The sequence below is a fragment of the Mycobacterium xenopi genome (assembly GCF_009936235.1).
Taxonomy (GTDB): Bacteria; Actinomycetota; Actinomycetes; order Mycobacteriales; family Mycobacteriaceae; genus Mycobacterium; species Mycobacterium xenopi.
This window is the reverse complement of record NZ_AP022314.1, coordinates 1725368-1749767: the sequence shown is the minus strand read 5'-3', so window position 1 is coordinate 1749767 and position 24400 is coordinate 1725368. Positions and strand designations below refer to the sequence as shown.

Below are 24400 nucleotides of genomic sequence, written 5' to 3'. Positions count from 1 at the left end.
CTACGCCTTGCCGTGGCGCACCTGCTTGAACGGCACACCGCGATCGGCGGCGTATTCCCGCGGAAAGCCCAACACCCGCTCCCCGATCACGTTGCGGGCCATCTCGGTGGTGCCGCCGCCGATGGCAACCGTCTGCCGCGACAGGTACCGCAGGCCATGCTCTAAGCCGTCCCCCTCGGCGCCCACAACTCCTGCGGTGCCCGCAATGGCCAGCGCGGTGTCCATGTCCAACGTGACGGTGTCGGCGTGGAACAGCCGAATCAAGGTTCCGGCCGCCGGCGGCAAACTACCGTCGCGCACACTGCGGTACACATGCTCGGAGAGCTGGTCGCTGACCGCGCGATGCACCAATACCCGGCCGGCCATTTCCTGCACACGTTCATTGTCGCCCTGACCGGTCTTGCGAGCCAAAGCGACGAAATCCACCGGCGTCGAGCGTCCCCCTTCGCTTCCAGCCCCGCTGGCGAACTCCGAACTTTGGCCGACCGCGCGACGTTCATGGTAGAGCTGTCGTGACGCCACGGTCCAGCCGTTGTTCACCTCGCCGACGACGGCGTCGTCACCGACGTCGACGTTGTCGAGGAACTCCTCGCAGAACTCGGTGGAGCCGTTGAGTTGAGTAATGCGCCGCAACGTGATTCCCGGATGATCGATCGGCACCAAGAACATGGTCAGCCCCTCGTGCTTGGGCACATCCCAATCGGTGCGAGCCAGGCACAATCCGTAATCGGCGGCAAACGCACTGGTGCTCCATGTCTTTGCGCCGTTGATCACCCACCGGTCGCCGCGCCGCTCGGCCCGGGTAAGCACGCCGGCCAGATCCGATCCGCCACTGGGCTCCGACAACAGCTGCACCAGCACCTCCTCGCCGCGCAAAGCCGCGCCGATGTGTTGCCTCTTCTGCTCCTCGCTGCCGGTGTCGAGCAAAGTCGCACAACAGATGGTGAACGTCGGCGTGTTGAGGATCAGCGGCATCTCGTAGTTGAGGCTCTCTTCGTCGAAAGCCTTCTGGTACTCGTAATCCAAGCCCAGGCCACCGTATTCACGCGGGAAGCAGATACCGGCGAATCCGCCTTCGTAGAGCCGTTTTTGCAGTTCGCGAGCCCGCCGCCAGGCGCGTTCGTCATCGCGGTTGGCCACCGGCGGTGAGGCAGGATCGATCCGCGGCATGTTAGCGGCAAGCCACGCCCGGGCGCGGGCGCGGAACTGCTCGACCGATTCGCCGACCGGGGCCGACCCGTTGTCGGTCATTGCAACGCTTCCTTCCACGCATACACCCGCAGATTGTGCTCCTCGGGGGTGCCGAACATAGAGCGGTACAACACAACTCGCCGCAGGTACAGATGCAGGTCGTGTTCCCAGGTGACGCCGATGCCGCCGTGCATCTGCACGCAATCCTGCACGATCGCCGGGGCTTTCTCTCCGACATAGGATTTTGCGACGCTGGCCAACCACGCCGCGTCCGGTGAGCGGGCCGCAACGCCGGCCACCGCGGCGGTTGTGGTCGCGCGGCATGCTTCCAGCCAGGTCTTCATGTCGGCGAACCGGTGTTTGAGTGCCTGGTAGGACGCGAGAGGGCGCCCGAACGTGTGCCGGTCGAATGCCCACTGGACCGTGAAGCCGAACACGGTCTGCAGGATTCCGACCACCTCGGCGCACTGCAGCACCTGAGCGATCTGGCTCTGCCGTTCGATCAACGCGGTGGTTTCGCCGGGCTTGCCGACCACCGCGGAGCGCTGCACATCTACGCCGTCGAACTGCACACGCGCGTATTGCTTGACCAGATCGACCGACGGCTGCGGTTCGATGCGCACCCCGGGCGCGGTCGTCGGCACGAGGAACTGGCGGATCTCGCCGTCGCAGCGCGCCACCACCAACAGCAAGTCGCTCTGGGCGCCAGCTTCCACGCGGTCTTTGACACCGTCGATGCGGTAGCCCCCGTTGTGCGGCGTCGCCGTCACCGACGGCTCCAGCGGAGCCCAGCCCCGACCCGGCTCATAGACGGCCCACGACGCCACCGCGTCACCGGACATCAGCGACTCGATGGTGGCGGCGTGCGTATCGTGCTCGCCGCACTCGACCAGTGCGCACAGCACAGTGCTGACCGGATACAACGGTCCGGGCGCCACCGTCTTGCCGATCAGTTCGGCGACCACGGCCAGATCGGCGATACCGCTGCCGGAGACGGCGCCGCCGCCCAACTCCTCGGGCACGAGCAGACTAGTCCAACCCAACTCAGCGGCGCGCCGCCACCAGTCACGGTCGAAGGACACACCCGCAGCATGCAGGTCGCGCACGTAAGTCAGTGGTGCTTCCCGCTGAAGAAACGCCTCGGTAGTCGAGGCGAAGAGCGCCTTTTCGGGCGACTCGACCGCAGTCATAGTGTGGGCAGGCCTTCCTTCAGATCGACGTCCGCCGTCGGGTTTGGCCGGGGATCGGCTGGCGCTTCCGATCGTAGCAATCAGCAATACCGTAAGAGCTACCGGAGTTGCGTCGATACGGCGCCCCGCCATGCGGGAGCCGCCGAAGAATGTCAACGCCGATACCGTTCCGATTACCGTAAAACACCACAAACCTTTGGGCTTAGTTGCTATTTATACTATGATAGTGAGGTTCATCCCGACGATCCGCTGACCAGCGCGAGGGCGGTTCCGGCTGGCCGCGGGAATCGCTCTTACCCAGTGCTCAGGAGGCATGCTGATGACGATCAGCACCGACCCGCACGATCAATCCGTCACGCTCGACACCACTGGCGAAACCAGCCCCTACCCGTTCTTCGAATACAAAAGACGCACCGAGCCCGTGTGGCACGGCGCACTGATGGACCATTCGAAGGTGCCGCCGGAACTGGTGCCCGACGACGAGTGGGTCCTCTTCGATTACGACAGCGTGTTCCAAGCATTCCGCGACGACCAGACCTTCAGTTCCCACGCATACGACCAGACCATCGGACTGGTGATGGGCCACACAATCTTGGCGATGGGCGGCAAAGAGCATCACGATCACCGCAACTTGGTGGCGAAAGCGTTCCGGGCGACCGCCCTTGAGCGCTGGGAGCCGTCGGTCATCGCGCCGGTCTGCGATCAGCTGGTCGACGAGATCAAGAACGACGGCACCGCCGACCTGGTGAAAGCGCTGACATTCGAATTCCCGACCCGCATCATCGCAAGTCTGCTCGGGCTGCCGCGCGAGGATCTCGCGTTGTTCCGGCGCTTGTCGTTGGACCTGATCTCCATTCCGGTCGATATCGAAGCGGGACTCAAAGCTTCCATCGAGCTGCACGACTATTTCCTTGAGCAGGTGGAGCAGAGACGCCGCAAAATCACCGACGACATCATCGGTGATCTGGTCAGCGCCGAAATCGACGGCGAGAAGCTGACCGACGAGGCGATCATTTCGTTCTTGCGGCTGTTGTTGCCGGCCGGCCTGGAAACTACCTACCGGTCGTCGGGTAACCTGCTCTACCTGCTGCTGACCCACCCCGAGCAATTGGCAATGGTTTACCAGGACCGGTCACTGATTCCCGCTGCTATCGAAGAGGGCTTGCGCTACGAAACACCGCTTACCACCGTCGTGCGCACAACCACTCGGGACGTCGAAATACGCGGAAAGACAATTCCTTCCGGTGCTCAAGTCGACTTGTGCATGGGTTCGGCCAACCGCGACGAAAGCCGCTGGAGAGACCCCAACGTGTTCGACATCAGGCGCCCCCGGCAGGCGCACATCGCGTTCGCCGGCGGGATCCACATGTGTCTCGGCATGCACCTTGCTCGACTGGAAACCCGGGTGATGCTGAACAGCTTGCTCGACCGCGTCGCCAATCTGGCGTTGGTTCCGGACGAGGACGCCAGGATCGTCGGGCTCACCTTCCGGTCGCCGAACAAGCTTCCGGTGACCTTCACGCCTGCAGCATGAAAAGCCGGGCTGCAATCCTGCACGATGTCGGCGGGCCCTGGTCGGTCGAGGAATTTCAGCTCGATCCACCGCGTGCCGGAGAAGTATTAGTCGAGATGGCTGCCGCTGGGTTGTGCCATTCCGACGACCACATCCTCAAGGGCGACCTGTCGGCCCCCAACGAGGTGCTGCGATCGCTCGGCCTGCCGACGATGTTCCCGACCATCGGCGGCCACGAAGGCTCGGGAATCGTGCGTGAAGTCGGCGACGGTGTCACCGATTTCATGCCGGGTGATCACGTGGTGATGTCATTCGTCGCCGTATGCGGGCAATGCCGCTGGTGCGCGTCCGGCATGGAATACATCTGTGACGCGGGGATCGGCACCTTGACTCCCGGAATGCCGACCGACGGGACGTTTCGCCATCACACCACCGACGGAAAACCGTTGGGGCACCTCTCCAAGATCGGCGCATTCGCTGAACACACCGTGGTGTCCGCGAATTCACTGGTAAAGATCGAACCGGATTTGCCGCTGTTGCCCAGCGCGCTGCTGTCATGTGCGATCCCCACCGGCTACGGGTCCGCGGCTAATCGCGCCGGTGTGCGCGGCGGCGACACGGTCGTCGTGGTCGGCGCCGGGGGCATCGGCACCGGCGCAATCCAGGGCGCGCGGATCAACGGTGCCGCGCAGATCGTTGCGGTCGACCCGGTGGAGTTCAAACAGAAGTCGGCGTGTCAATTCGGCGCCACTCACGCCGTGGCCACAACCGCCGACGCACTCGATCTGGTGCGTGGGCTGACCTATGGGGTAATGGCTGACGCTGTGGTGGTCTCGCCGTCACTGATCACCCCGAACGACGTCCGCGACGCACTCGAGCTCACCCGCAAAGGCGGCACCTGCGTGCTGACTGGCATGACATCCCAGCTGACACGCTCGGTCAACCTCAACCTGCAGGACTTCATTCTGATGAACAAGACGCTGGCGGGCACGGTGTTTGGATCGTGTAACCCAAAGGCCGACATCGCCCGTCTGGCGAAGCTCTACCAGACAGGCCAGTTGCAACTCGACGAGATGATCACCAAGCGCTATCGGCTCGACGACATCAACGACGCCTACGCCGACCTGCTGAATGGTGAGATCATCCGCGGCGTCATCGATTTCGGGATCGGTTGACCTGATCCTTCATAGCGACCAGTCGCTGCGTCTGGCCATATGGGTCGATCGGGCTGTGCAACGCCAGGCCGCCGTCAGCGTGGACGACTTGGCCGGTCACCCAAGGTAATTCGAGCACACCGAGGATCGCCCCAGCGACGTCGGCGGGTTCACCAAGGCGGCCCAGCGCGGTCCGTTGCTGCAGATCCTCCACCCAGCCGGGCAGTCGTTCCGGCTCACCCAACATTGGAGTCCGGGTGACCCCCGGGCCGACCGCATTGACCCGAATGCCGTAGCGACCCCACTCCACCGCCGCGACCTTGACCAGCATGTCTATCCCGGCCTTGGACACACAGTAGGCACCCATGTCCCGGTCGGCCACCGTGCCGCTGATGCTGGAGACTGCGACGATCGACCCGCCGGATCCGGCCTCGACCATGGCCTGCGCGGCGGCCCGCATCGTCAGCCACGTGCCGGTGAGGTTGACCGCCAACACCCGATGCCACTCGTCCGGCGAGAGTTCCAAGAGCAGGCCCGACGCGCCGATCCCAGCGCACGCCACCATACGTGCGGGCACACCGTGCTCGCGCACGGTCGCCGCCATCGCCGCTGACACCGCCTCGGGATCGCTGATATCGCAGTTGATGTCACCCCCGCTCCGATCCCACACGACGACGTCGTGGCCGGCACGGCGCAGCAGCGCGGCGACTTCACGCCCGATCCCCGAGGCACCGCCGGTCACGATGGCGCTCATACGGACGGTCCGATCGATGCGAGCGGTGCGTCGGCTTCCAGGGCACCGATGCCGACCTGGTGCACACGCGTCTTCCTGGGCATGACAATCCACGATAATCGTGCGGCCGTCGTTGCGGTGGCGTGCGTACGCTCTGGTTGTTCCTTAGTTCGCGTCTGCCGGGAGAGTGCCATGTCGTTGTTCGGCAAGAAGATGCGTCAATCGACGCGCGGTTGGGCTCATGAAGCACCACCCATCGAACAGGATGGCAGCAGGTGGCACCCCGAAGTGACGGGGCTTGGCCCTCTTACTCCCGACGACGTTCGCAACGTGGCTTTGTCCAAGCCTCCCATCGGAAAACGCGGCTACAACGAAGACCAGGTCGACGCCTTTCTCGACCGGGTTGAGGACACACTGAAGCGTCGCGAGGCCGGGGCAGACACGTAGCTAAGCTGGGAGCTCACTTGAACGAGTAGCGGACTGGCAAGTGTTTGAGCCCGCCGACGAACGTCGTGGCAATTAATTGCGGATCTCCGGCTAGCTCTACGGATTTCAGGCGGGGCAGCAGTTCGGTGAAAAAGCTGCTGACCTCCATGCGGGCCAGCGCGGCACCTAGGCAGAAGTGCACGCCGTAGCCGAAGGCCAAGTGCTTGTTGGGATCACGTCCCACGTCAAACCGGAACGGGTCGTCGAACACGTCCTCGTCGCGGTTGGCCGACACGTAGGACAGCAGCACCGACTCCCCGGCAGCGATCGGCACGCCGCGCACCATGGTGTCCTCGGCGGCAGTGCGCATGAACTCCTTGACGGGGGTGACCCAGCGGATCATCTCCTCGGTGGCCAGCGGCATAAGTGACAGGTCGTCGCGCAGCCGGTCGAGCTGGTCAGGGTTCTCGATCAGAGCCTGCAGACCGCCCGAAATGGTGGCACTGGTGGTGTCGTGGCCCGCGGTGGCGACGATCAGGTAGTACGACACGGTGTCGATGTCCGACAACGGCTCACCGTCGACGCGGGCGTTGGCGATTGCCGATGCGAGGTCCTCGGTCGGGTGTTCGCGTCGCGACGCGGTGACGCCGTTGAAATACTGGAACATGTCGAGCAGAGCGGGCAGCTGATCCTCGTTGGTGGTGCCGCGCTTGAACTCGGTGTCGTCGCTGCCGAATAACTCCTGTGTCAGTTTGAGCATCCGCGGGAAGTCGGCCTCTGGGATGCCCAGCAGCGACATGATCACGTACAGCGGATAGTTGACCGCGACCTCCTGGACGAAGTCACACTCGGGGCCGACCTCAATCATTTTGTCGACATAGATCTTGGCCAGCTCGTCGACGCGGACCTTCAGCGCTCGCATGGCCTTCGGGCGAAACCAATCGGCGCCGATCGCGCGCACCACACGATGCTGCGGGTCGTCCATGTGGATCAACGTGCGCACCCCGACGTTGGCCTGCATCTCATCGCCTTCCGCGGTGGTCAGCACCGGTCGCGGCCAGTTGGTGAACAGCACGTTGTCGCGCTCGATATCCATGATGTCGGCGTGTCTGGTAACCGCCCAAAACGGCCGGTAGCCCGGCACATCCACCCACGACACCGGGGCGTTGGCACGCAGATGAGCCAGCGCCGCATGCAATTTCGGCTCGTCGGTATACGCCAGCGGGTCGGCCAGCAGCTTTGCGGCCTCGTCCATCGTCCGTGTACTCATGGGCTACTCCTCACTGCCTGGGTTTGGCCCCGCAGCTCCTCCAGAACGCCGCAAACAGCAGTCTCGGACAAGCGGGCCGGCAAGCTCGGCATGACCCGGTCGACGACGCCGTCGCATCGGTCTCTGATCTTGGCGGCGAGCTGGTCAAGCTCGGCTACCACCGCGAAAGCGTTCAGCATCTCGTCGTCGATCAGCGAGCCCATGGCGTCCCACTGGCCGCGCAGCGACAGCTCATGCAGCCCGGTTTGCAGATGGCCCCAGCCGTGCAGTTCGAGAACCTTGCGGTACGCGGGTGTCGATCCGTAGAAGGCGATTTGTTTGCGAGTGCCGGCAGCGGCGGCCTCCAGCTCAGCGTCGCTCGCCCCGGTCACCACGAACACTGGGCAGGCGAGCTGAAAGTCGGAGCGGTCGCGACCACAACGCTGCATTCCGCGTTGCAAAGCCGGCATCGTCACCTCGTCGAGATACCGCCTTGTGGTGAACGCATGGGCCAGCATGCCGTCAGCGACTTCGCCGCACATCTCGGTCATCGCTTCGCCAACCGCGGCAACGAACACCTTGGGAAATCCGTGGGGTTGCGGCTCGGGGGTGAACATGGGGGTCATCAGTTTGTGGGTGTAGAACTCACCCTCGAAGCGCAGCGGCGTGCCGTCGCGCCACGCGGACCAGATTGCCCGCAGCGCGACGATGAATTCACGCATGCGGCGCACCGGATGACTCCACGGCATGCTGAACCGCTTCTCGATGTGCGCCTGAATCTGCGAACCCAGGCCGAGAATGAATCGCCCCCGCGAGTACGCCTGGAGGTCCCAGCCAATGTTGGCAACGGTCATCGGGTTTCGGGCGAAGGCCACCGCAATGCTCGTTCCGAGCTCGATGTTCGAGGTGTGCTCGGCGGCCAAGACCAGTGGCAGGAACGGGTCGTGGTCGACTTCGGCTGTCCAGCAACCGTCATAGCCCTGCCGCTCCAGCGCCGCGGCTGCCTGGGGCACGCGAGCGAGCTGACTGGAAACGCCGCCATCGACCTTGAGGCCTGACCTAGCCGTGGCGCTCATCCGCGGACGTTTCCCGGTCGCGCACAGCATCCACGACTCATGTTAAGTAAGCTACAGTAAGCCGTTCGGTAGGGTCAACGTTTCCGCCCCGTGGCGATGCGCGAGTTATCCCACGTCAAGATGCGCGGATCAGGGACGAAACGAAGAAAAACCTGCTTCGCGTAATAGGACCGGGTGGCCGCCGGAAGGGTGTCGAGGTGTGGGCGAAATGCCGCGTACTTGGCGGTGAGCGCGTCGTTGATCCTGCCCGTCACCTCGCCATCGTCGACAATCTCCACACGACCGGTGAAATGGACGCCGCGCAGGTCGGTCCAGCGTTCCCCCGACTCGACCAGAAACGACGCCCGCGGGTCATGTCGAACCCGCGCGATCTTCTTGGTGCGGGCCGGCGTCATCATCGCGATCGTGCGGTCGTCGATCACAAACCACACCGGCAGCGTGATCGGCATACCGTCACGGCGCAGCGTAGTCAGAATCCCGGTATGCGAGCCCGCGACGACGTCCCACGCCTCTTCAGTCGTCAATCGGATCACGAGGCCACTCCGTCCACCGAAGGCCACCCATCCTGTCGCCGACACTACAGTAAGCAGTTCAGTACGTAGGCTCGATTCGGACGATCGCCCTGCGACGAGATAGGACAAGAGCATGACCAAATCCCGCGACTGGCAGGAGACGCTCGACGACCTCGGCCGCCGCCGTCAGCAAGCGCGCGGGATGGGCGGGCTTGAGCGGCTGGCCAAGCACCGCAGTCAGGGCAAGCTCGACGCCCGCGCGCGCGTCGAACGGCTCCTGGACCCGGGCACATTTCGCGAGCTCGGCACGCTCGTGGGCGGCGACGTCGCAGCCGACGCGATCGTGGTCGGCTCCGGGTGCATCAACGGTTCCCCGGTGATGGTGGGCGCGGAGGACTTCACCACCGTGGCCGGCACCATCGCGCCCGGCAGCAACTCCAAGCGCTACCGCATCGCCGAGTTGGCGCTGCGCGACAAAATCCCCCTCGTCATGTTGCTGGAAGGCGCCGGCTTCCGACCAACCGGTGCACACTACGGGCGCACGCCGACCGACCTGCTAGCCCAGGCCCGCTGTTCGGGACGGGTGCCGACCGTCGCTGCGGTGCTCGGGCCTTCGGCGGGCCACGGGGCGCTCGTCGCGCCGGTGTGCGACTTTCGGATCATGAGCCGACAGGGCGCGATCTTCACCGCCGGACCGCCGGTCGTCAAAGAGTCGACGGGAGAAGACATTTCCAAAGAGGATCTCGGCGGGCCGGACGTTGCGCTGGCCAGCGGAGTGGTGCACAACGTCGCCGCCGACGACGAAGCGGTGCTGGACGCGATCCGGCGGTACCTGTCGTATTTCCCATCCAGCGCATGGTCGTATCCGCCGTCGTTGCCCAGCGACCAGGCCGCAGAACCCCGGCCGACACCTGAGCTGCTCGACATTGTGTCGCGCGACAACCGCCGCGTCTACGACATGCGCGCCGTGCTCGACGTTGTATTCGACCGGCCTGACTGGTTTGAGGTTCAGCCCGCATTTGGCCCGGCGATCATCTGTGCTTTGGCCCATCTGGGCGGACACCCGGTGGCGGTAGTCGCCAACCAGCCCAAGGTGCTGGCCCGGCTCGATCGATGCCGACGCCGCCGACAAAGCAGCGCATTTCATCATGGTGGCCGACTCATTCCACCTGCCGATCGTTTTTTCTGGCCGACAACCCTGGGATGCTGCCGGGCAGTCGGTCGGAGCGTGCCGGGGTACTGCGCAGCGGCGCACGGATGTTCGCCGCACAGACCGCGGCGACCACGCTGAAACTGCATGTCACGCTACGCAAGGCCTACGGGTTCGGCTCCATGGTCATGTCGTTGATCGGGTTCGACAACCAAGTTGCCACGTTCGCCTATCCAGGCGCGACGATGGGCGCGATGAGTGCTGCGGCGTTGAGCCGCGCCTCGCACGCCGGTGAAGATCTCTCGGCGAAGCTGCGGAAAGCCGAGTTGCAGGCATCGTATCGGTCGGCCGAGCACATGGGTTTCGACGAGCTCATCGATCCGCGTGAGACCCGTGACGCGCTGCTGGCTTCGTTGCAGCGCGGCCTGCACGCCCGCCAGGCCGTCGCCGAGCCCGTCGCCCGGACCGCGATCATGCCGTAGGGGTGGCGAGCAGGCCCAAAATCGCCCTATTTCGTGCCGAAATGGGTGCTTTTGCGCCTGCTCGCCCGGTACGCGGCGACGATCGGCTCAAGCTCGTCAGGTGTTGCGCCGTGCATGATCACCGCGTCCGCGCCGTAGTCGAACTCGTTGCGGATGCGCTGCACGCATTGTTCGGCCGACCCGGTGGCCGACGGCTCCAGCCACTTTTCGGGGATCAACGTCGCAATGTGCTCGATCTGCTGAGCGGTGGCCTTCTGGTCGATCGCGCCGCCAATCGAGGTCACGACCGGATCTTCCCGAAACCGCTGCAGCACAGCGTGATCCCAGCCATTGGTGCGGACCAGAAGATCGCCGTAGCCCTGGAGGTAGGTGGCCAGGCGAGCCACCGTCTTCTTCAGTCGCAACTCCTCGGGAAGGTGATCGCCGACCGTGGCAAAACACGACCACACCCGCACACTGGCCGGGTCGCGGCCAGCTCGCTCGGCCGCCTCTTTGACGATCCTGACGCATCGCTCGACAGTTTCCGGCGTGAAAAAGGTATGCAGAATAACGTCGTCAAAAACCTTGCCGCCCAATGCAAGAGACTTAGGCCCGAATGCGACGAGCGCCAGCCGGATGTCTTCGTTGAAGTCGGGGTCGAGCGCCAGTACCGGGTACGTGCCGATCGGGCCGTCGTGGTTGAGGATCACCTCGCCGCGCCACAACCGGCGCATAACTGCCGCAAATTCCTCCATCTGCGCGGTCGTCACCGCCGGAATGCCGAAAGCCGCGTACATCGCCGCGACACCGCGACCGATGCCCAGCGTGAAGCGTCCGCCGGAAAGCCGGTGCATGGTGGTGGCCCAGGACGCGGTGATAAGCGGATGGCGCGTGTTGTGATTGGTTGCTGCGGTGGCGATCTGCATCCGGTTGGTCACCGCGCACGCCGCGCCGACGAGCGACGACGCTTCTTTGACGTTCCACCGTTCGGAGATGAACGCGGTGCCGAAGCCCAGCTCCTCACCACGGCGGGCCTCGTCCATCAACGTTGCGGGGCCGTCGCCGCCCGCTCCGGCCAGCAGGTAGTAGCCCAGTTCGTCAAGAACGCTAGCGTTCAACCGCCCGCCCCCACTTCGTCGATGACCTTGCGCAGGAACCGCTCCGACACGGCCTGCACCCGCCGGGAGAACACGTGGCCGACATGACTGCCGTCGTACCAGTGAAATTGGCCGCCCCACCGCTGCTGCAGCGCAAGCGCGGGTTCGCGCATCGCCATCCGGTCGTGCCAGGCGCCCACGATGAGCCGTCGCTGTGGCGGCGGCACCGGCTCGACTCTCAGCGGGTCGATCACCGAGGTCAGCGCCGCCACCACCGGTGAGCTCAACAACTCGCGCAGACCATGCCGTGACGGACCCCGGCGTTCCAGGTGGCGCGCGATCATCGCATTGAGACCCAGGATCGGCGTGTAGAGCGCGACGCCGCCAATCCGCTTCTCCAAATGCGCAACCAAGGCTGCGACCGGGGAGCCCATCGAAACACCCGATACCACAACAGTAGTCGAGTGCGGCTGCAGCCATCGCACGACGGCGCGGACCTCCGACACCGAACGCATCATGCCTGCCACGTTGATCAGCGGATCGATGCTGGGATAGGGCGGCCATTGCCGACGACGGCTGCCGTGGCCGGGCTGCACTGGTACCGCGACGTTGACGCCCAGCTTGTGTTGTATGCGACCGGCCCGGGACATCAATAGGTCGTCCGGGCGACCCTGCCCCGCGCCATGAATCCACACCAGCCACGGCCGTGGTCCGTCACGGTGCCGGCACAGGTGTACTACCGCCCTCGCTGGACCGCCCAGACCCGCAGCTCGGAGTGTGCCGGGCAGCGCGGGTTCGTGTTCGAACGTCAGGCGCTCGTAGGTCAGGGTGCCGATGCGTCGCCGGCGGATGTTACGCACTCGCAACGGTTGTGGGTCAGCATGCGCATCCTCGATGCCCAGCGTCGACAGTTCCTCGGCCGCGGCCGTGCATGCGCTCAGCGGTGGTGCTGTCGCTGCCACGTCACCCGCCAGCACCGAAAAGCCGGTCAGCACGAGCTCGTCAAGTAAAACTTCGCCGAACTGGCGTACGCCGCGGGGAGAAATAGGGAGCCAGTCGGTTGACTCGCTGATTCCGGATACCGCGCGGGGCAGCACCAGCGCCAATTCGCGGGTGATGTCGAGAGCACGTGCAGCTACTGCCATTTTCGTCATCTTCTAGGAGAGCTCAAATCCGAGCGGCGGCCAGTTGCCCCGGACGCCGCACGCGAATGGTATTCACGCTGGCTGACTGCGCAGCATCCGCAGCACGGTGCGAGTCAGGTGCAGGGTTTTGATCAGCCACACGCCCTCCTGCTTTTCGTACGTCTCGTGGTAGTGACCGGCGCCATGCATCTCACGACCGTCACCGAAGATCAGCACGTCTTCCATCGCCCAGGTGCCCGACGCGGTCGTGGGCGAGATGAAAACGATCTCAGGGGTATGGCAGTGGTGCATCGTGGCCACGCCCTCGAGCCCGGCCATCACGGTGGGAACGAAGTTTTCGACGCCTTCCACCGGCGGGGCCGTCATCGGATCCGCTCCGCCGGTAGAGACGGCCATATCCAGCGTCACCACGACATCGGTGGTGAACACGCCCCGCCAAGCCTCAACGTTCTTAGTGTCGAGGAAGCGGCAGTAGCGCGCCTTTAACTGGTGGATCGCGTCAAGGTCGTCAGCCACCCGGTAACCTCTCTTCGAGCTGAAATCTATACCGTAACGTCCTTAGTATCGGTAGCAGCGTTCGGGAGGATCCTTGACGGTACCCTGCTGAGCAAGGCCGATGGCCTGATGATCCGATTGCTGCCGCACCAGCCATGAGAGGCCCGATGCCCGAGCCCACAACACAATTCACAGTTCCCGCCGTGGCCGACGCCGTCAGCGCCGCGTTTCCCGATCGGGAACTGGTCATCCACGGCCAGCGCCGCTACACGTATGCCCAAGTCGTCGATCGCTCCAACCGGCTCGCGTCCTACCTGCATTCCCGTGGACTGGGCTGTCACACCGAACGATCGACGCTGGCTGGCCACCAGGTGGGCCAGGACCTGATTGGCATCTACGCCTACAACGGAACCGAATTTGTAGAGGGGCTGCTCGGCGCCTTCCGGGCACGGGTCGCGCCGTTCAACGTCAACTTCCGTTACGTCAAAAGTGAACTGCAGTATCTGCTGGCCGACGCGGGCGCCAGCGCGCTGCTCTACCACGCCGCGTTCGCCCCGCGGGTGGCCGAAGTGCTGCCGGATCTCCCCCACCTGCGTGTCTTGATTCAAATCGCCGACGACTCGGGCAATGACCTCATCTACGGAGCGGTCGACTACGAGACCATCGTCAGATCCGGCCCACCGGGACCGCCGCCGGTGCAACCTTCCCCGGATGACCTGTACGTGCTCTACACCGGCGGCACCACTGGAATGCCCAAAGGTGTGCTGTGGCGCCAGCACGACATCTTCATGACCTCATTCGGCGGACGGGACCTGATCAGCGGCCAACCGGTGGGCTCGTACGACGAACTCGTCGCCCGCGCGACCGCCGGACCTGGAACCAAATTGATGATCCTGCCGCCGCTCATCCACGGCGCGGCCCAGTGGAGCGTGATGACCGCGATGACAACAGGGCAGTCGATTGTCTTCCCCACGGTTGTGGATCACTTGGATGCCGACGACGTCGTGCGGACTATCGAGCGTGAGCGGGTGGCGGCTGTAACCGTGGTCGGCGACGCGATGGCTCGACCGCTCGCAGCGGCCATCGAGAAGGGCAACGCGGACGTGTCGTCGCTGGCGGTGGTGGCGAATGGCGGAGCCCTGCTGACCCCGTATGTCAAAGAGCGGCTGATACAAGCCCGTCCGGGCCTCGTCGTGGTCGACGGTGTCGGCTCCTCGGAGTCCGGCGCACAGATGAGTCACCTGTCGATGACCGGGACCGTGTCGACCGGCACATTCAGCCCCGGCCCGGACACCTGCGTGATCGCCGACGACCTCAGCCGCGTATTCGAACCGGGCCACGACGGCATCGGCTGGCTCGCGCAGCGCGGTTACGTGCCGCTGGGCTACAACGGCGACGCCACCAAGACCGGTACGACGTTTCCCGTCATCGACGGCGTGCGCTACGCAATACCCGGTGACCGGGCACGCCATCTGGCGGACGGCTCCATCGAGTTGCTGGGCCGCGACTCGGTGTGCATCAACTCCGGCGGCGAAAAGGTTTTCGCGGAGGAGGTCGAAACCGCGATCGCGTCTCATCCCGCCGTGGCCGACGTGGTGGTGGCGGGGCGGCCCAGCGAGCGGTGGGGCCAGGAAGTGGTCGCCATCGTCGCGCTAGCCGAAGGTGCTCAAGCCGACGAGCGCGAATTGATCGAGCATGCGGCCGGTTCCATCGCCCGCTACAAGCTGCCCAAGGCGATTGTGTTCCGCCCGGTGATTGAGCGCAGCCCATCCGGCAAGGCTGACTATCGCTGGGCCCGCGAGCAGGCGGTCAGCGGGGGCTAACCGCTGCGCCGGTTGAGTCGGCGGCGTGTTCGACGGCGCGCCCTCCATAGCATTGCGTCGGCGTACAGCCGTGCCGGACGGCGGAAAGGCGCTGCGAGCAGCAGAAGCTGGTCGCCGACGGCGCCACCGAGATCAGCGGGCCGATGCCGGTCAACACCGACGGCGGGCTCATCGCCAACGGTGAGCCGATCGGGGCCTCCGGGCTGCGGCAGGTACATGAGCTGGTACGTCAATTGCGCGGCGAAGCGGGCGACCGTCAAGTGCCCGGGACGCCGCGGGTTGGGTTTGCTCAGGTGTACGGCGCGCCCGGCACCGCCGCCGCGACGATCCTGAGCACGTGATCTCGCCGAACGTGAAACTGTTGCAACGACCCCTTGAGTCTGAGCCGTCGACGCTCGCAACAGTTTCACGTTCGCGGCGCATACGCGGGCTTGCCCAACCCCAGGACGTGCTGGGCAATCATGTTGCGGAACACTTCCAGTGTGCCGCCGTAGATCCCGACCAGCGGCGCGAAGCGGTAGCAGTACTCGGCAGCCCCGTCGTCGGCCGCCCCGTCGGTCCCGTACGGCAACGCCGCAGCCGACCCGAGTACGTCCATTAAGTCCGGCGAGATGTCACGCATGGTTTGAGCGATCGCGACGCGGCCGAAGATGCTGGGCGTGGACAGCGCCGCCTCCAGCCGGGCCACACTGCGGCCCAACCGGTACGCCACCGAGTTGTCGTCGACAGGCCGACGGCCATCCGGACCTGGCTGCGCCGCCCGCGCCGCGGCTTTGTCGACCGCCTCGGCGAGAAACCCGGCCTGGTGCATCATGATCGACGTGTCTTGTAGGCCGTCCCGCGCGGGCGGGACCGCGCCGTGTTCGACGTTGAGTGGCTCACGTAGCACAGTCCAGCCACCATTGACGTCGCCCAATCGGTACTTGTCGGCGACGCGGACGTCGGTGTAGTAGACGATGTTGGTGCGGTCGCCATCAATGGTTCGGATGCCCTGAACCTCGATACCAGGCGAGTTCAGCGGCACCAGAAACATGGTCAGGCTTTTGTGTTTCGGTGCGTCGGGATCGGTATTAGTGATCAAGAAGGCGTATTGGCAGTTGTGCGCGCCGGTGGTGAACATTTTGGAGCCGTTGATAATCCAATCATCGCCATCGCGCACGGCACGGGTTTTACAGGTGGCGACGTCGGAGCCGCCTTCGGGTTCGGTGTAGCCCAGGCACATTCGGATGTGGCCACTGAACACGCCTGGCAGCACCTCGTCCTGGAGTTCCTGCGAGCCGAATTTCGCCACTGAGCGGGCCACCATCGCGGTCGTGCCCCACGTTACCCATGGCACATGAAAGCGGCGCTTTTCCAGTTCCCAGATGCGCCGGCGCACGCGGCTGAACCCGCCTTCGTGTTCCGGCTTCCACTCGGCTTCCAGATATCCCGCGGCACCCATCGCCAAGTGAACGCCTTCATCGAAGTTGTCGCCGGTTTCGCGGTCGCGGCGCCAGACCTCCTCGGTGACATGCGTGGCTAGGAACTTGCGCACCTCGTCGAGGAAAGCCTTGTCCTCTTCAGACAGTTCGACTTTCGAGAAGTCCATCGCTTGCTCCTAGTCTTGTGCTTCACGCGCTGCAACGATGTGCGCAATCTGCTTCGCACTCGCTGCCGGGTCACCGCCGGCTAATGGCCAGCCCCGAGCGCGCACCAGATACGCCGTCGCGGCCGCTTCCGCAGAAACCCCGAGACCTCCTTGGATGTGCACGGCCATGGTGGCGGCCTTGGCGGCCTCTTCGGACATGAACACCAACGCCGACGCCGCCAGCTCGCCGCGCTCGTCGGGCTCGTTGTCGAGAAACCAGGCGGCGCGATGGCTGAGATTGCGACCACTCTGCACGGTAATCGCCATGTTGGCCAGCGGATGCGAGATCGCCTGCAGCGTCGAGATCGGCACTCCCAGTGTGTAGCGGGTCTTGGCGAACTCCGCGGCGATGGTCATGGTCTCTTCGACCAAACCGACCAAAGCCGCTGCGGTCAGCAGCCGCCACTCGTCAAGCGCGCGTCGGTAATGCCTCGCCCCATCCGGCCCGTCGGCCAGAACGGTGCGGGTGTCGGCGGCGGCCGGGTCGACCCAGGCCATGGGCAAGCGGCCGATGTTGTCGACCTTGGCCGGTCGGGTGGCGAACGTCAGCTGGACCACCGACTCGCGGTCGCGGACGACGATCTGGTCGGCGATCGAACCGCTCGGGATCAGCCGTGCACCCGTGCCACTTTCGACCTGAACATCCAGCGCGGCAAGCTGCTTTCCGCTGACAACGTCGGCCTCTACTGCGCCCAGGCGGGCGAGCAGGCGAGCAGCGCAGACATGGTCGATCCACGGGACCGGGGCGAGCGAACGGCCGATCTCCTCGGCCACCAGCGTCAGGTCGACCAGCGTCGCTCCGTCGCCGCCCCAGGACTCCGGCACCGCCATCGTCGTTGCACCCATCGCGCACAACCGCTCCCACAGGTTTTTGTCGAATCCGGAAGGCTCAGCGGCGCGGACGGTTTCAATCGGGCAGTGAGCCTTGAAGAACTGCCTGTACGCGTTCTGCAGCGCGGTATGATCCTCGGTCAGGCTGTAGTCCAACCTGCGTAGCTCGAAGCGGTCCATGGTCACTGCTCCCGTTCCCGGTCGAAAAAGAATCGCCGCGCGTTGTTGTATAGATAGTTTTTAAGCACCTCGACCGGCAGCTCCAGGGCGCACGCCTCGGGAACTACCCGGCGCATCCTCAGCACCGGCCAATCCGACGCGAAGATGATCTTATCGGCTCCGCGAGTTCGCATGTAGTGCAACAGGCTTTGCGGCAACCGCTTGGGCGACCATGCCGATGTCATCAAACGCAAGTTGTCGTATTTGAGAAGCAGGCGGATCGCGACCTCCCACCACGGGTCCGCGCCGTGAATCATGCACAGCCGAAGTTCCGGAAACCGGACGCACACCCGGTCAAGATGCATCGGGTGTTGCACCTCACCGGGAATCGGCGGGCCCGGGATTCCGGTGTTGATACACAGCGGCAGTTCTAATTCGGCGCACTTTGCGTAGAGCGGGTAGTAGACGGCGTCGCTGGGCGGATACTGTCCGTCACCCCAGAAGCTCGGCCCTACAACGGCATAGGCGACCGGCAAGTCTTCAACGACCGCACTCAACGCCCGCAGCGACGGCACGGGGCGCAGCAGGTTCACACCACCCATCGCCAGGGCAAACCGATCCGGCTTGGCCTCAACGAATTTGCGTGCAGTAGCCGACGGGTTTGTCAGCGAGTCCATCAGGATCGCTTGCTGCACGTTCTGCTCGTCCATTTCGTCGAGCAACTCGGTCAGATCGACCGGCGCGAACATCGATTCGGGGCCCTTGAAGTAGTCGTCTCTGACCTTGAGCATCCAGCTCGGCTGCTTCTCGGCTTCGCCGAAGTGAACGTTGACCAGGCAATCGATCGCTTTATACGCCATCACGATCCCTGCAAAACATGTTGTGCCGCTGCCTGTTTAGCCCATCGATAGTTGGGCTTGCCGTTGCCCAGGCGCTCGATTTGTGCGACGAAGATGAACTCCTTGGGCACTTTGAAATGCGCCAGCTGTGAGCCGCAGTAGTCGTGCAGCCCGTCGCGGCCGAGGTGGTCATGACCGGGCTGCACCGCGACGAGGGCCACGACTTCTTCGCCCCAGCGCTGGCTTGGCCGCCCGACCACGAGCGCGTCGGCCACACCGGGGTGTGCCCGCAGCACCTCCTCGACCTCTTCGACGAAAACCTTTTCTCCGCCGGTATTCACGACCTGGGAATCGCGACCGAATAATCGGAGTGTGCCGTCGTCCAAGATGGTTCCCCGGTCTCCGGGTATCACTACACGCTGGCCGTCGATTTCCGGGAACGTCCGCTCGGTGGTTTCCGGATCGTTGTAGTACCCGAGTGGAATCCGGCCGGTTCGAGCCACCCAGCCGATTTCTTGCTCGCCGGGACGCAGAAACCGGCTACGGTCAGCGGACACTACAGCTACCCCGTCCCTGAGTTCGAAAGTTTCGCTGATGGTTCCGTGTCGGCTGTGCCCGAATGCCGCGTTACCGGATTCGGATGAGCCATACCCGTCGATGACCGTGACGTGCGGCAGGCACTCCATCAGCGCCTGCTTGTACTTGTGGTTGGTGGCCGCGCCGCCGGTGCCGATGGCATATAGCGCCGACAGGTCGTAGCACCCCCGTCGCAGTTCGGCCACCAAGGGACCGGCATATGCATCGCCAACCATCGTCAGCATGCCAACTTTTTCCCGCGCCGCGGTTTCCCACACCGATCGCGGATCGAGCTTGGTTCGGTTGTCGTAGAGAATGACGCTGAGCCCATTGAGGATTGCCGCGAACGCGGTCCACATCCCGGCCGCATGCATCAGGGGCGAAACGGCAAACCAGGGCTGGCCGCCGCCGCGCACCTTCTGACGAATCTCGTCGACACTGGCGTGATCGGCACCCGCCATCGCGGCCACGTACATGTCGCTTTGACGCCACAGCACACCCTTGGGGCGTCCCGTCGTGCCTCCGGTGCACATCATGATCAAGTCGTCGGGTGAACCCGCAACTTGGACGGCAGCTGCAGAAGACAGCGCCTCGTCCAACGCAACCGCTCCCGGCAGTTGGGCGACGCTGCTGCCGTCGTCGATCGACACCAGCACTTCAGCGCCGACGGAAAGCAGCGCTTCAGCGAGCCGCTCGCCCAGCGACCGGTGATACACGATGCCCCGCGGACGCACATATTCCAGTAGCTCGCGTACCTCGCGAGGCGAGTAGTGATAGTTGACGTTGACCGGGACAGCACGGGCCTTCAAGCACCCTATCACCATGTCGGGGTAGAGATCGTTGTACATGATCAGCGCGACCCGATCTTGGCCGCATTCCCAACGGTTGAGTCTCTCCCGCGGCCGATGAACACCGAACCCGCTGTGCTGCAGAAAACTTGCAAATCGACTGGTGCGTAATGCCGTTTCGGCGAAGGTGCTGCGGCGCTCACCGCACGTTGTCATCGGCCGATCCGGAACGACATCCGCGATAACATCGAGCACCGCGCCGATTGTCCATTCGGGCATGTCGCTATGCCGCCGAGGCCACCTTGACACCGAGGAGATCTAATGCGTTGTCCCGCATGATCTTCCGCACCTCTGTCTCGCTGAACCCGGTCAGCTCTCCGGTAAACGCCACCGGATTCGCCAGTCCCTCGCCGTGCGGCCAGTCCGACCCGAACAGTATTCGCTCGACGCCGATGACCTCGGCCAGTGCCGCAAGGTCGTCCTCGTAGTAGGGGGCGATCCACACGTTGTTGCGCAACTGTTCCAAGGGATCCTCACGGAAATGGTGCGGATAATTGTTGGCCGCCTTCTTGAGCCGCTTAATCAGCCGGTATACGAAGTATGACCCGTTCTCGATGCTGGCCACCCGCAGTTTGGGGTGGCGGGTGAACACGCCGTGCACGATCATCGAGGCCATCGTGTCATGAATCGCGCGATCATCGAGCAGCACCACGTCCAACGGGTCCTTGGCACCGAACCCCTCGAAGGTCGACTTGCCGCCCCACATCGCGGCGATCTGCAGATAGCCGCTGTCGCTGAGATGAAAGCCCACTGGCACGCCCGCCTCGGCCAGCCGGGCCCACACCGGATCGTGGACCGGATCGCCCAACGACCGCGGTTTGACCACACCCGGCACCGGGGCCGGCCGCACCAGCACCAGCTTGGCACCGCGCGCCAACACGAATTCCACTTCGTCGACAGCTTTTTCGGGGTCGGCCAACGAGATAATCGGCGCGGCGATGATCCGGTGGTCGGGCCGGTCGAAGCCCCAGTCCTCGTCGAGCCACAGGTTGAATGCGTGCACCGACGCCATCGTCGCCTCGATGTCATGTTTGAGCGCTTCTTCGACACCGCACGCGAACGTCGGCAACATGAACACGGTTTCGATGCCCTGGCTATCCATGACCGCGATGCGGGCGTCGCGGTTTTGGTACTCCGGATGATCCGCGAGCCGTTCGACCTTCATCAGCGAGGCTGGGTCGACGCCCTCGGGAACCTCGCCGCGGAACAGCAGGTCCAGGCAGCCTGGCACGATGATCGGGTCGAAGGTGGGATTGGGGATGAAGTGGTTGACCCGCTCGCCGATGACGGCATACGTGTGCCTGCCGTCGGTGAGCATCTGAACACCGCGGTGCTTGAACTTCTTGTCCAGATGGCGAGTGAACGCATCCAGTGGCTCGTAGTAATGGTTGTCGACGTCAATCGGCTTGTAGCCCAAGCTCGTCATGGTCATCCTTTCGGTACCGCACGCTGTTGCCCCGCTGATCGCTCCGATGAGCCCAGCCCCGGGAAGTTAGGCGCTCGTTTTTCGAAGAAGCTTGTGATGCCCTCGATGACGTCGGGCCGCAACAGTGACGCGTGGAGCAAAGCCTCGGCGCGCGCGGTCGCGTCGTCGACGTCTCGCGTGGCGTCGCCATAGGCCTGCCGCTTGATGACGGCCATCGAAGCCGGCGAGCAGTGTCGCGCGATGTCCTCGGCGTATTCCAGAGTGCGCGTCATCAACGCTTCGGGCTGGACCACCTCCTTGACCAAGCCCAACTCGGCCGCTTCCTCGGCGAGAAACGCGCGCCCGCTCAACAACAGGTCGAGTGCGACGCCCCAGCCGGTCAACCGCGGAAGGATCCACGAGACACCGTACTCCGCAATGAGGCCCCGGCGCGCGAACGATGCGGCGAACTTCGCCCCGGCGGCGGCGAACCGCACATCACACATCAAGGCCAGCGTCAACCCGATGCCCACACATGAACCGTTGACGGCCGCGATCACAGGCTTGCGCAGAGTGGTCAGGAAATGGGGTTGCCGTTCACCGACCAACTCGCTGAGGGTCCGCTCGTCGGTGTTCTCCAGCGACTTGCCAACCGTTTCCATCGAGCCCAGCTGGGCACCCGCGCAAAACGCCTTGCCGCTGCCGGTCACCACGAGCACCCGGACAGCCGGATCGTCGTCGGCACGTTCAAGGCTCGAATAGAAGGGCCCGGCGATATCGGCTCCCCACGTGTTGAGCCGCTGCGGCCGATTCAGGGTCAGCACCGCGACACCGCTGTCGGTCAGCTCGTAGCGCACCGCGTCGTCTTGGTCGGCGGGGGCGCCGGCCGCAGCAGCGACGTCGTCGGCGGTGCTCATCGCAGCGTCTCCTCAATCCCCGGCCGCTGACACCAGCGTCTTTGTACCCATACTGTATATCTATCGGTACAGCATTCCGCAACCGCGTCGCCTACTGCGCGATAAGCCCCAGGCGACAGTAGGCATTCTTGATCTGTTCCTTAGCCGCCACAGGCAATTCGGCTTGAGGAGGCCGCGAGTGGGGATAGGCTCCCACCGGTAGACCCAGCAGCGACGCCGCGTACTTGAAGGCACCGCCCCAGTGGGTGAAGTAATCGGGCCGCCCCGGATAGCAGGTGAACCACGAACCGAGGTCGACGTCGAATTGGTCCAAACCTGAGTCGCGCCCGTAATCCATCGCCTCGACGAGCTTGTCGTTGACGATCAGCTCCCAGTAGTCGGTGAGCAACCGGCGCTGCGGCGTTTCATACAGATACCCCGCGGTGCCCAATTGTGCGGGGCAGACGATTCCCGCCCGCAGCCAGCCCGCGCGATACACCGTCTTGTCGCACTCCCAGATCACCAGCCCCGGCGCCATCTCGTGCAACTGCCAGCTCGCCGCAGGCCGGAACGCGCCTTCCTTGGTCGCGCAGACGGCGGGCACCTCGTGGTAGATCCGTGCGCCTTCGGCCGGCGTCAACACGTAGCCGGACGACGGCGAATTAAACATGCCCAACGCGATATCGGTGCGCTCGGCGATGTAGCGGAAGAACCGCAGCACGCCGTCACCGCCGTGGACTTCCATCATCGGCGTCTGGATGTAGGCGATGTCGGCGCCGACCTGCTGGGCGTGCAGCGTAAGGTCTAAACAGTCCTTCGCCGACATGGCTGCGGTGCAGGCTTGCACGACCACATCGTGATTGAGGCTCCGCGCTTCCTCGATCGCCACCTCCAGCAGCCGCTTTCGCTCGGCGAGCGTCAAAGACCAGAACTCAGCGATGCCGCTCGTGCACCACAACATCGGGTGCCCAAGATCGCCGACGCAGTACCGCACCAGCGTGCGGTAGGCGGCCCAGTCGATGTCGTCACCGTCGGGACCACAGAAGGGCGTGTAAAGCGAGTCGCCGATCCCCCGCAGCGCGTTGCGGGCCCACGTCCGTGCTTGGCTAGCCGTTGCCATCACGCCCCCCCGTCGTCAGGTGAAATCGGAGCCGCCGTCGACATTGACATTGGCTCCGGTCATGTAGGAGTTACGCCGCGACGCCAAAAACGCGACCACCGGCCCGATTTCGTCCGGAAGTCCGGCGCGCGGCAAGTGGGCCGGATGCCCGAAATGCTTGGCAATGGCGTCCATCAACTGGTAAGGGTCGTCCCCGTCGACGCCAACCGACTTGGCCCAACCGACCAGGGACTCCGAGGCAATGCTGCCCGGGGAGACGACGTTGACCAGAATCTCGTCCTTGGCCAGCAGCAACGACAAGTTTTTCGAAATGCTCGTCAGGGCTGCTTTGGCGGCGGTGTAGGCGGGCAACACGACGCTTTGCCGCTGGGTCGAATGCGCCGAGAAGTTGACGATCCGCGCCCAGGCGGCCGTGCGCAACAGCGGCAGCGCGGAACGAACGCAATGCACCATCCCCATCACGCCGTCGTCGAAAGCCTGCCGCCACTGGTCGTCGGTGAGATCCTCGAAGCTGCCCACCGTGCTCGGCCCGACCGCGTTGACGAGCACGTTGAGTTCGCCGCCCCACCGGTCGCCGAGTTCGGCGAACACCTTGTCGACCTGCCCGGCGTCACGGACATCGGCGACCAATCCCACAGCATCCGCGCTGCCAAGCCCACGCAGTTCCTCGGCCGCGTGATCAAGGTCGGCCCGGGATCGGGCGATGACGGCCACTCGGGCCCCGTCGGCCGCCAGACATCGCGCGGTGGCCAGCCCCATGCCGCGCGCGCCGCCGACCACCGCCGCGGCCGCGTCTTTCAGCCCTAGATCCATCACCGCTACCCAGTCGCTGCTCGTCCGCCAGGGCACCTACCAAAAACCCTACGATAGGCATTACAGTAGCA

General features: G+C 64.5%; 20 protein-coding genes and 3 pseudogenes. 6 read left to right on the top strand and 17 right to left on the bottom strand.

What is annotated here, in order from left to right; genetic code table 11:
* A complete protein-coding gene (locus tag MYXE_RS08250; RefSeq protein ID WP_003920944.1) occupies nt 1-1251 on the bottom strand; it encodes an acyl-CoA dehydrogenase family protein in 1251 nt (416 codons plus the stop codon).
* Complete coding sequence (locus tag MYXE_RS08245; protein ID WP_003920943.1) at nt 1248-2381, bottom strand: acyl-CoA dehydrogenase family protein; 1134 nt, start codon at nt 2379-2381, stop codon at nt 1248-1250. Before MYXE_RS08245 ends, MYXE_RS08250 begins: the two co-directional genes overlap by 4 nt.
* Before the next feature lie 319 nt (nt 2382-2700).
* Between MYXE_RS08245 and MYXE_RS08240 the strand changes: the two genes are divergently transcribed.
* A complete protein-coding gene (locus tag MYXE_RS08240; RefSeq protein WP_039890207.1) occupies nt 2701-3915 on the top strand; it encodes a cytochrome P450 in 1215 nt (404 codons plus the stop codon).
* On the top strand, nt 3912-5069 hold the full coding sequence (locus tag MYXE_RS08235) for a Zn-dependent alcohol dehydrogenase (RefSeq protein ID WP_003920941.1): 1158 nt from the start codon (nt 3912-3914) through the stop codon (nt 5067-5069). The genes MYXE_RS08240 and MYXE_RS08235 overlap by 4 nt, the downstream gene beginning before the upstream one ends.
* Here MYXE_RS08235 and MYXE_RS08230 read toward each other — a convergent pair.
* A complete protein-coding gene (locus MYXE_RS08230) occupies nt 5047-5802 on the bottom strand; it encodes an SDR family NAD(P)-dependent oxidoreductase (protein ID WP_085195484.1) in 756 nt (251 codons plus the stop codon). The genes MYXE_RS08235 and MYXE_RS08230 overlap by 23 nt on opposite strands.
* Nucleotides 5803-6069: 267 nt before the next feature.
* On the opposite strand from MYXE_RS08230, the pseudogene MYXE_RS24335 reads away from it, so the two are divergent.
* Nucleotides 6070-6204 (top strand): annotated as a pseudogene (locus MYXE_RS24335) (DivIVA domain-containing protein); the annotation flags it as partial.
* A 37-nt stretch (nt 6205-6241) separates the two neighbouring features.
* Here MYXE_RS24335 and MYXE_RS08220 read toward each other — a convergent pair.
* From MYXE_RS08220 to MYXE_RS08210, 3 genes are all read right to left on the bottom strand, one after another.
* Entirely contained in the window at nt 6242-7462 is a 1221-nt protein-coding gene (locus MYXE_RS08220; RefSeq protein WP_039890164.1) for a cytochrome P450, read from the bottom strand.
* An 11-nt stretch (nt 7463-7473) separates the two neighbouring features.
* Nucleotides 7474-8532 (bottom strand): LLM class F420-dependent oxidoreductase, encoded by a 1059-nt coding sequence (locus tag MYXE_RS08215; protein WP_085195482.1) that lies wholly within the window; start codon nt 8530-8532, stop codon nt 7474-7476.
* Nucleotides 8533-8606: 74 nt separating this feature from the next.
* Complete coding sequence (locus MYXE_RS08210) at nt 8607-9065, bottom strand: pyridoxamine 5'-phosphate oxidase family protein (RefSeq protein ID WP_003920936.1); 459 nt, start codon at nt 9063-9065, stop codon at nt 8607-8609.
* Nucleotides 9066-9177: 112 nt separating this feature from the next.
* Between MYXE_RS08210 and MYXE_RS08205 the strand changes: the two are divergent.
* Nucleotides 9178-10676, top strand: a pseudogene (locus MYXE_RS08205) (acyl-CoA carboxylase subunit beta).
* Between the two features lie 26 nt (nt 10677-10702).
* On the opposite strand, the gene MYXE_RS08200 reads toward MYXE_RS08205, so the two are convergent.
* The 3 genes from MYXE_RS08200 to MYXE_RS08190 all read right to left on the bottom strand — a co-directional run bounded on the left by MYXE_RS08200 (nt 10703) and on the right by MYXE_RS08190 (nt 13413).
* Nucleotides 10703-11773 (bottom strand): TIGR03857 family LLM class F420-dependent oxidoreductase, encoded by a 1071-nt coding sequence (locus MYXE_RS08200; protein WP_003920934.1) that lies wholly within the window; start codon nt 11771-11773, stop codon nt 10703-10705.
* On the bottom strand, nt 11770-12897 hold the full coding sequence (locus MYXE_RS08195; RefSeq protein ID WP_415624463.1) for an alpha/beta hydrolase family protein: 1128 nt from the start codon (nt 12895-12897) through the stop codon (nt 11770-11772). The genes MYXE_RS08200 and MYXE_RS08195 overlap by 4 nt, the downstream gene beginning before the upstream one ends.
* A gap of 72 nt (nt 12898-12969) precedes the next feature.
* The gene (locus MYXE_RS08190) at nt 12970-13413 is read right to left on the bottom strand and encodes a nuclear transport factor 2 family protein (protein ID WP_085195478.1); all 444 of its coding nucleotides are present in this window, start codon (nt 13411-13413) and stop codon (nt 12970-12972) included.
* A 146-nt stretch (nt 13414-13559) separates the two neighbouring features.
* Between MYXE_RS08190 and MYXE_RS08185 the strand changes: the two genes are divergently transcribed.
* Nucleotides 13560-15215: an acyl-CoA synthetase gene (locus tag MYXE_RS08185; protein ID WP_085195476.1), complete on the top strand. Its 1656-nt coding sequence runs from the start codon at nt 13560-13562 to the stop codon at nt 15213-15215.
* A gap of 95 nt (nt 15216-15310) precedes the next feature.
* Nucleotides 15311-15556: pseudogene (locus MYXE_RS08180) on the top strand (thiolase C-terminal domain-containing protein); the annotation flags it as partial.
* A gap of 65 nt (nt 15557-15621) precedes the next feature.
* Here the strand turns inward: MYXE_RS08180 and MYXE_RS08175 are convergent.
* The 8 genes from MYXE_RS08175 to MYXE_RS08140 form a co-directional block, all read right to left on the bottom strand.
* Nucleotides 15622-16803 (bottom strand): acyl-CoA dehydrogenase family protein, encoded by a 1182-nt coding sequence (locus MYXE_RS08175; protein ID WP_085195473.1) that lies wholly within the window; start codon nt 16801-16803, stop codon nt 15622-15624.
* Nucleotides 16804-16812: 9 nt separating this feature from the next.
* Entirely contained in the window at nt 16813-17853 is a 1041-nt protein-coding gene (locus MYXE_RS08170) for an acyl-CoA dehydrogenase family protein (RefSeq protein ID WP_003920928.1), read from the bottom strand.
* Nucleotides 17854-17855: 2 nt separating this feature from the next.
* Complete coding sequence (locus tag MYXE_RS08165) at nt 17856-18692, bottom strand: amidohydrolase family protein (protein ID WP_085195471.1); 837 nt, start codon at nt 18690-18692, stop codon at nt 17856-17858.
* The gene (locus MYXE_RS08160; protein WP_085195469.1) at nt 18692-20314 is read right to left on the bottom strand and encodes an acyl-CoA synthetase; all 1623 of its coding nucleotides are present in this window, start codon (nt 20312-20314) and stop codon (nt 18692-18694) included. The genes MYXE_RS08165 and MYXE_RS08160 overlap by 1 nt, the downstream gene beginning before the upstream one ends.
* A 4-nt stretch (nt 20315-20318) precedes the next feature.
* Nucleotides 20319-21521 carry an amidohydrolase family protein gene (locus tag MYXE_RS08155; protein WP_085195527.1) on the bottom strand — a complete coding sequence of 401 codons (1203 nt, stop codon included), beginning with the start codon at nt 21519-21521 and terminating at the stop codon, nt 20319-20321.
* 2 nt (nt 21522-21523) lie between these two features.
* A complete protein-coding gene (locus MYXE_RS08150; RefSeq protein WP_085195467.1) occupies nt 21524-22417 on the bottom strand; it encodes an enoyl-CoA hydratase in 894 nt (297 codons plus the stop codon).
* A 91-nt stretch (nt 22418-22508) separates the two neighbouring features.
* Nucleotides 22509-23516 (bottom strand): dihydrodipicolinate synthase family protein, encoded by a 1008-nt coding sequence (locus tag MYXE_RS08145; protein WP_085195526.1) that lies wholly within the window; start codon nt 23514-23516, stop codon nt 22509-22511.
* 15 nt (nt 23517-23531) lie between these two features.
* Nucleotides 23532-24329, bottom strand: coding sequence for an SDR family NAD(P)-dependent oxidoreductase (locus MYXE_RS08140; protein ID WP_085195465.1), 798 nt, complete (start codon nt 24327-24329; stop codon nt 23532-23534).
* Between the last annotated feature and the right edge of the window lie 71 nt (nt 24330-24400).

Coding starts and splice junctions, on each gene's coding strand:
- MYXE_RS08230 (WP_085195484.1), bottom strand. CDS start 5,802: ATGAGCGCCATCGTGACCGGCGGTGCCTCGGGGATCGGGCGTGAAGTC.
- MYXE_RS08170 (WP_003920928.1), bottom strand. CDS start 17,853: ATGGACCGCTTCGAGCTACGCAGGTTGGACTACAGCCTGACCGAGGAT.
- MYXE_RS08250 (WP_003920944.1), bottom strand. CDS start 1,251: ATGACCGACAACGGGTCGGCCCCGGTCGGCGAATCGGTCGAGCAGTTC.
- MYXE_RS08245 (WP_003920943.1), bottom strand. CDS start 2,381: ATGACTGCGGTCGAGTCGCCCGAAAAGGCGCTCTTCGCCTCGACTACC.
- MYXE_RS08185 (WP_085195476.1), top strand. CDS start 13,560: ATGCCCGAGCCCACAACACAATTCACAGTTCCCGCCGTGGCCGACGCC.
- MYXE_RS08160 (WP_085195469.1), bottom strand. CDS start 20,314: ATGCCCGAATGGACAATCGGCGCGGTGCTCGATGTTATCGCGGATGTC.
- MYXE_RS08155 (WP_085195527.1), bottom strand. CDS start 21,521: ATGACGAGCTTGGGCTACAAGCCGATTGACGTCGACAACCATTACTAC.
- MYXE_RS08140 (WP_085195465.1), bottom strand. CDS start 24,329: ATGGATCTAGGGCTGAAAGACGCGGCCGCGGCGGTGGTCGGCGGCGCG.
- MYXE_RS08165 (WP_085195471.1), bottom strand. CDS start 18,692: ATGGCGTATAAAGCGATCGATTGCCTGGTCAACGTTCACTTCGGCGAA.
- MYXE_RS08150 (WP_085195467.1), bottom strand. CDS start 22,417: ATGAGCACCGCCGACGACGTCGCTGCTGCGGCCGGCGCCCCCGCCGAC.
- MYXE_RS08195 (WP_415624463.1), bottom strand. CDS start 12,897: ATGGCAGTAGCTGCACGTGCTCTCGACATCACCCGCGAATTGGCGCTG.
- MYXE_RS08215 (WP_085195482.1), bottom strand. CDS start 8,532: ATGAGCGCCACGGCTAGGTCAGGCCTCAAGGTCGATGGCGGCGTTTCC.
- MYXE_RS08145 (WP_085195526.1), bottom strand. CDS start 23,516: ATGGCAACGGCTAGCCAAGCACGGACGTGGGCCCGCAACGCGCTGCGG.
- MYXE_RS08175 (WP_085195473.1), bottom strand. CDS start 16,803: ATGGACTTCTCGAAAGTCGAACTGTCTGAAGAGGACAAGGCTTTCCTC.
- MYXE_RS08220 (WP_039890164.1), bottom strand. CDS start 7,462: ATGGACGAGGCCGCAAAGCTGCTGGCCGACCCGCTGGCGTATACCGAC.
- MYXE_RS08240 (WP_039890207.1), top strand. CDS start 2,701: ATGACGATCAGCACCGACCCGCACGATCAATCCGTCACGCTCGACACC.
- MYXE_RS08235 (WP_003920941.1), top strand. CDS start 3,912: ATGAAAAGCCGGGCTGCAATCCTGCACGATGTCGGCGGGCCCTGGTCG.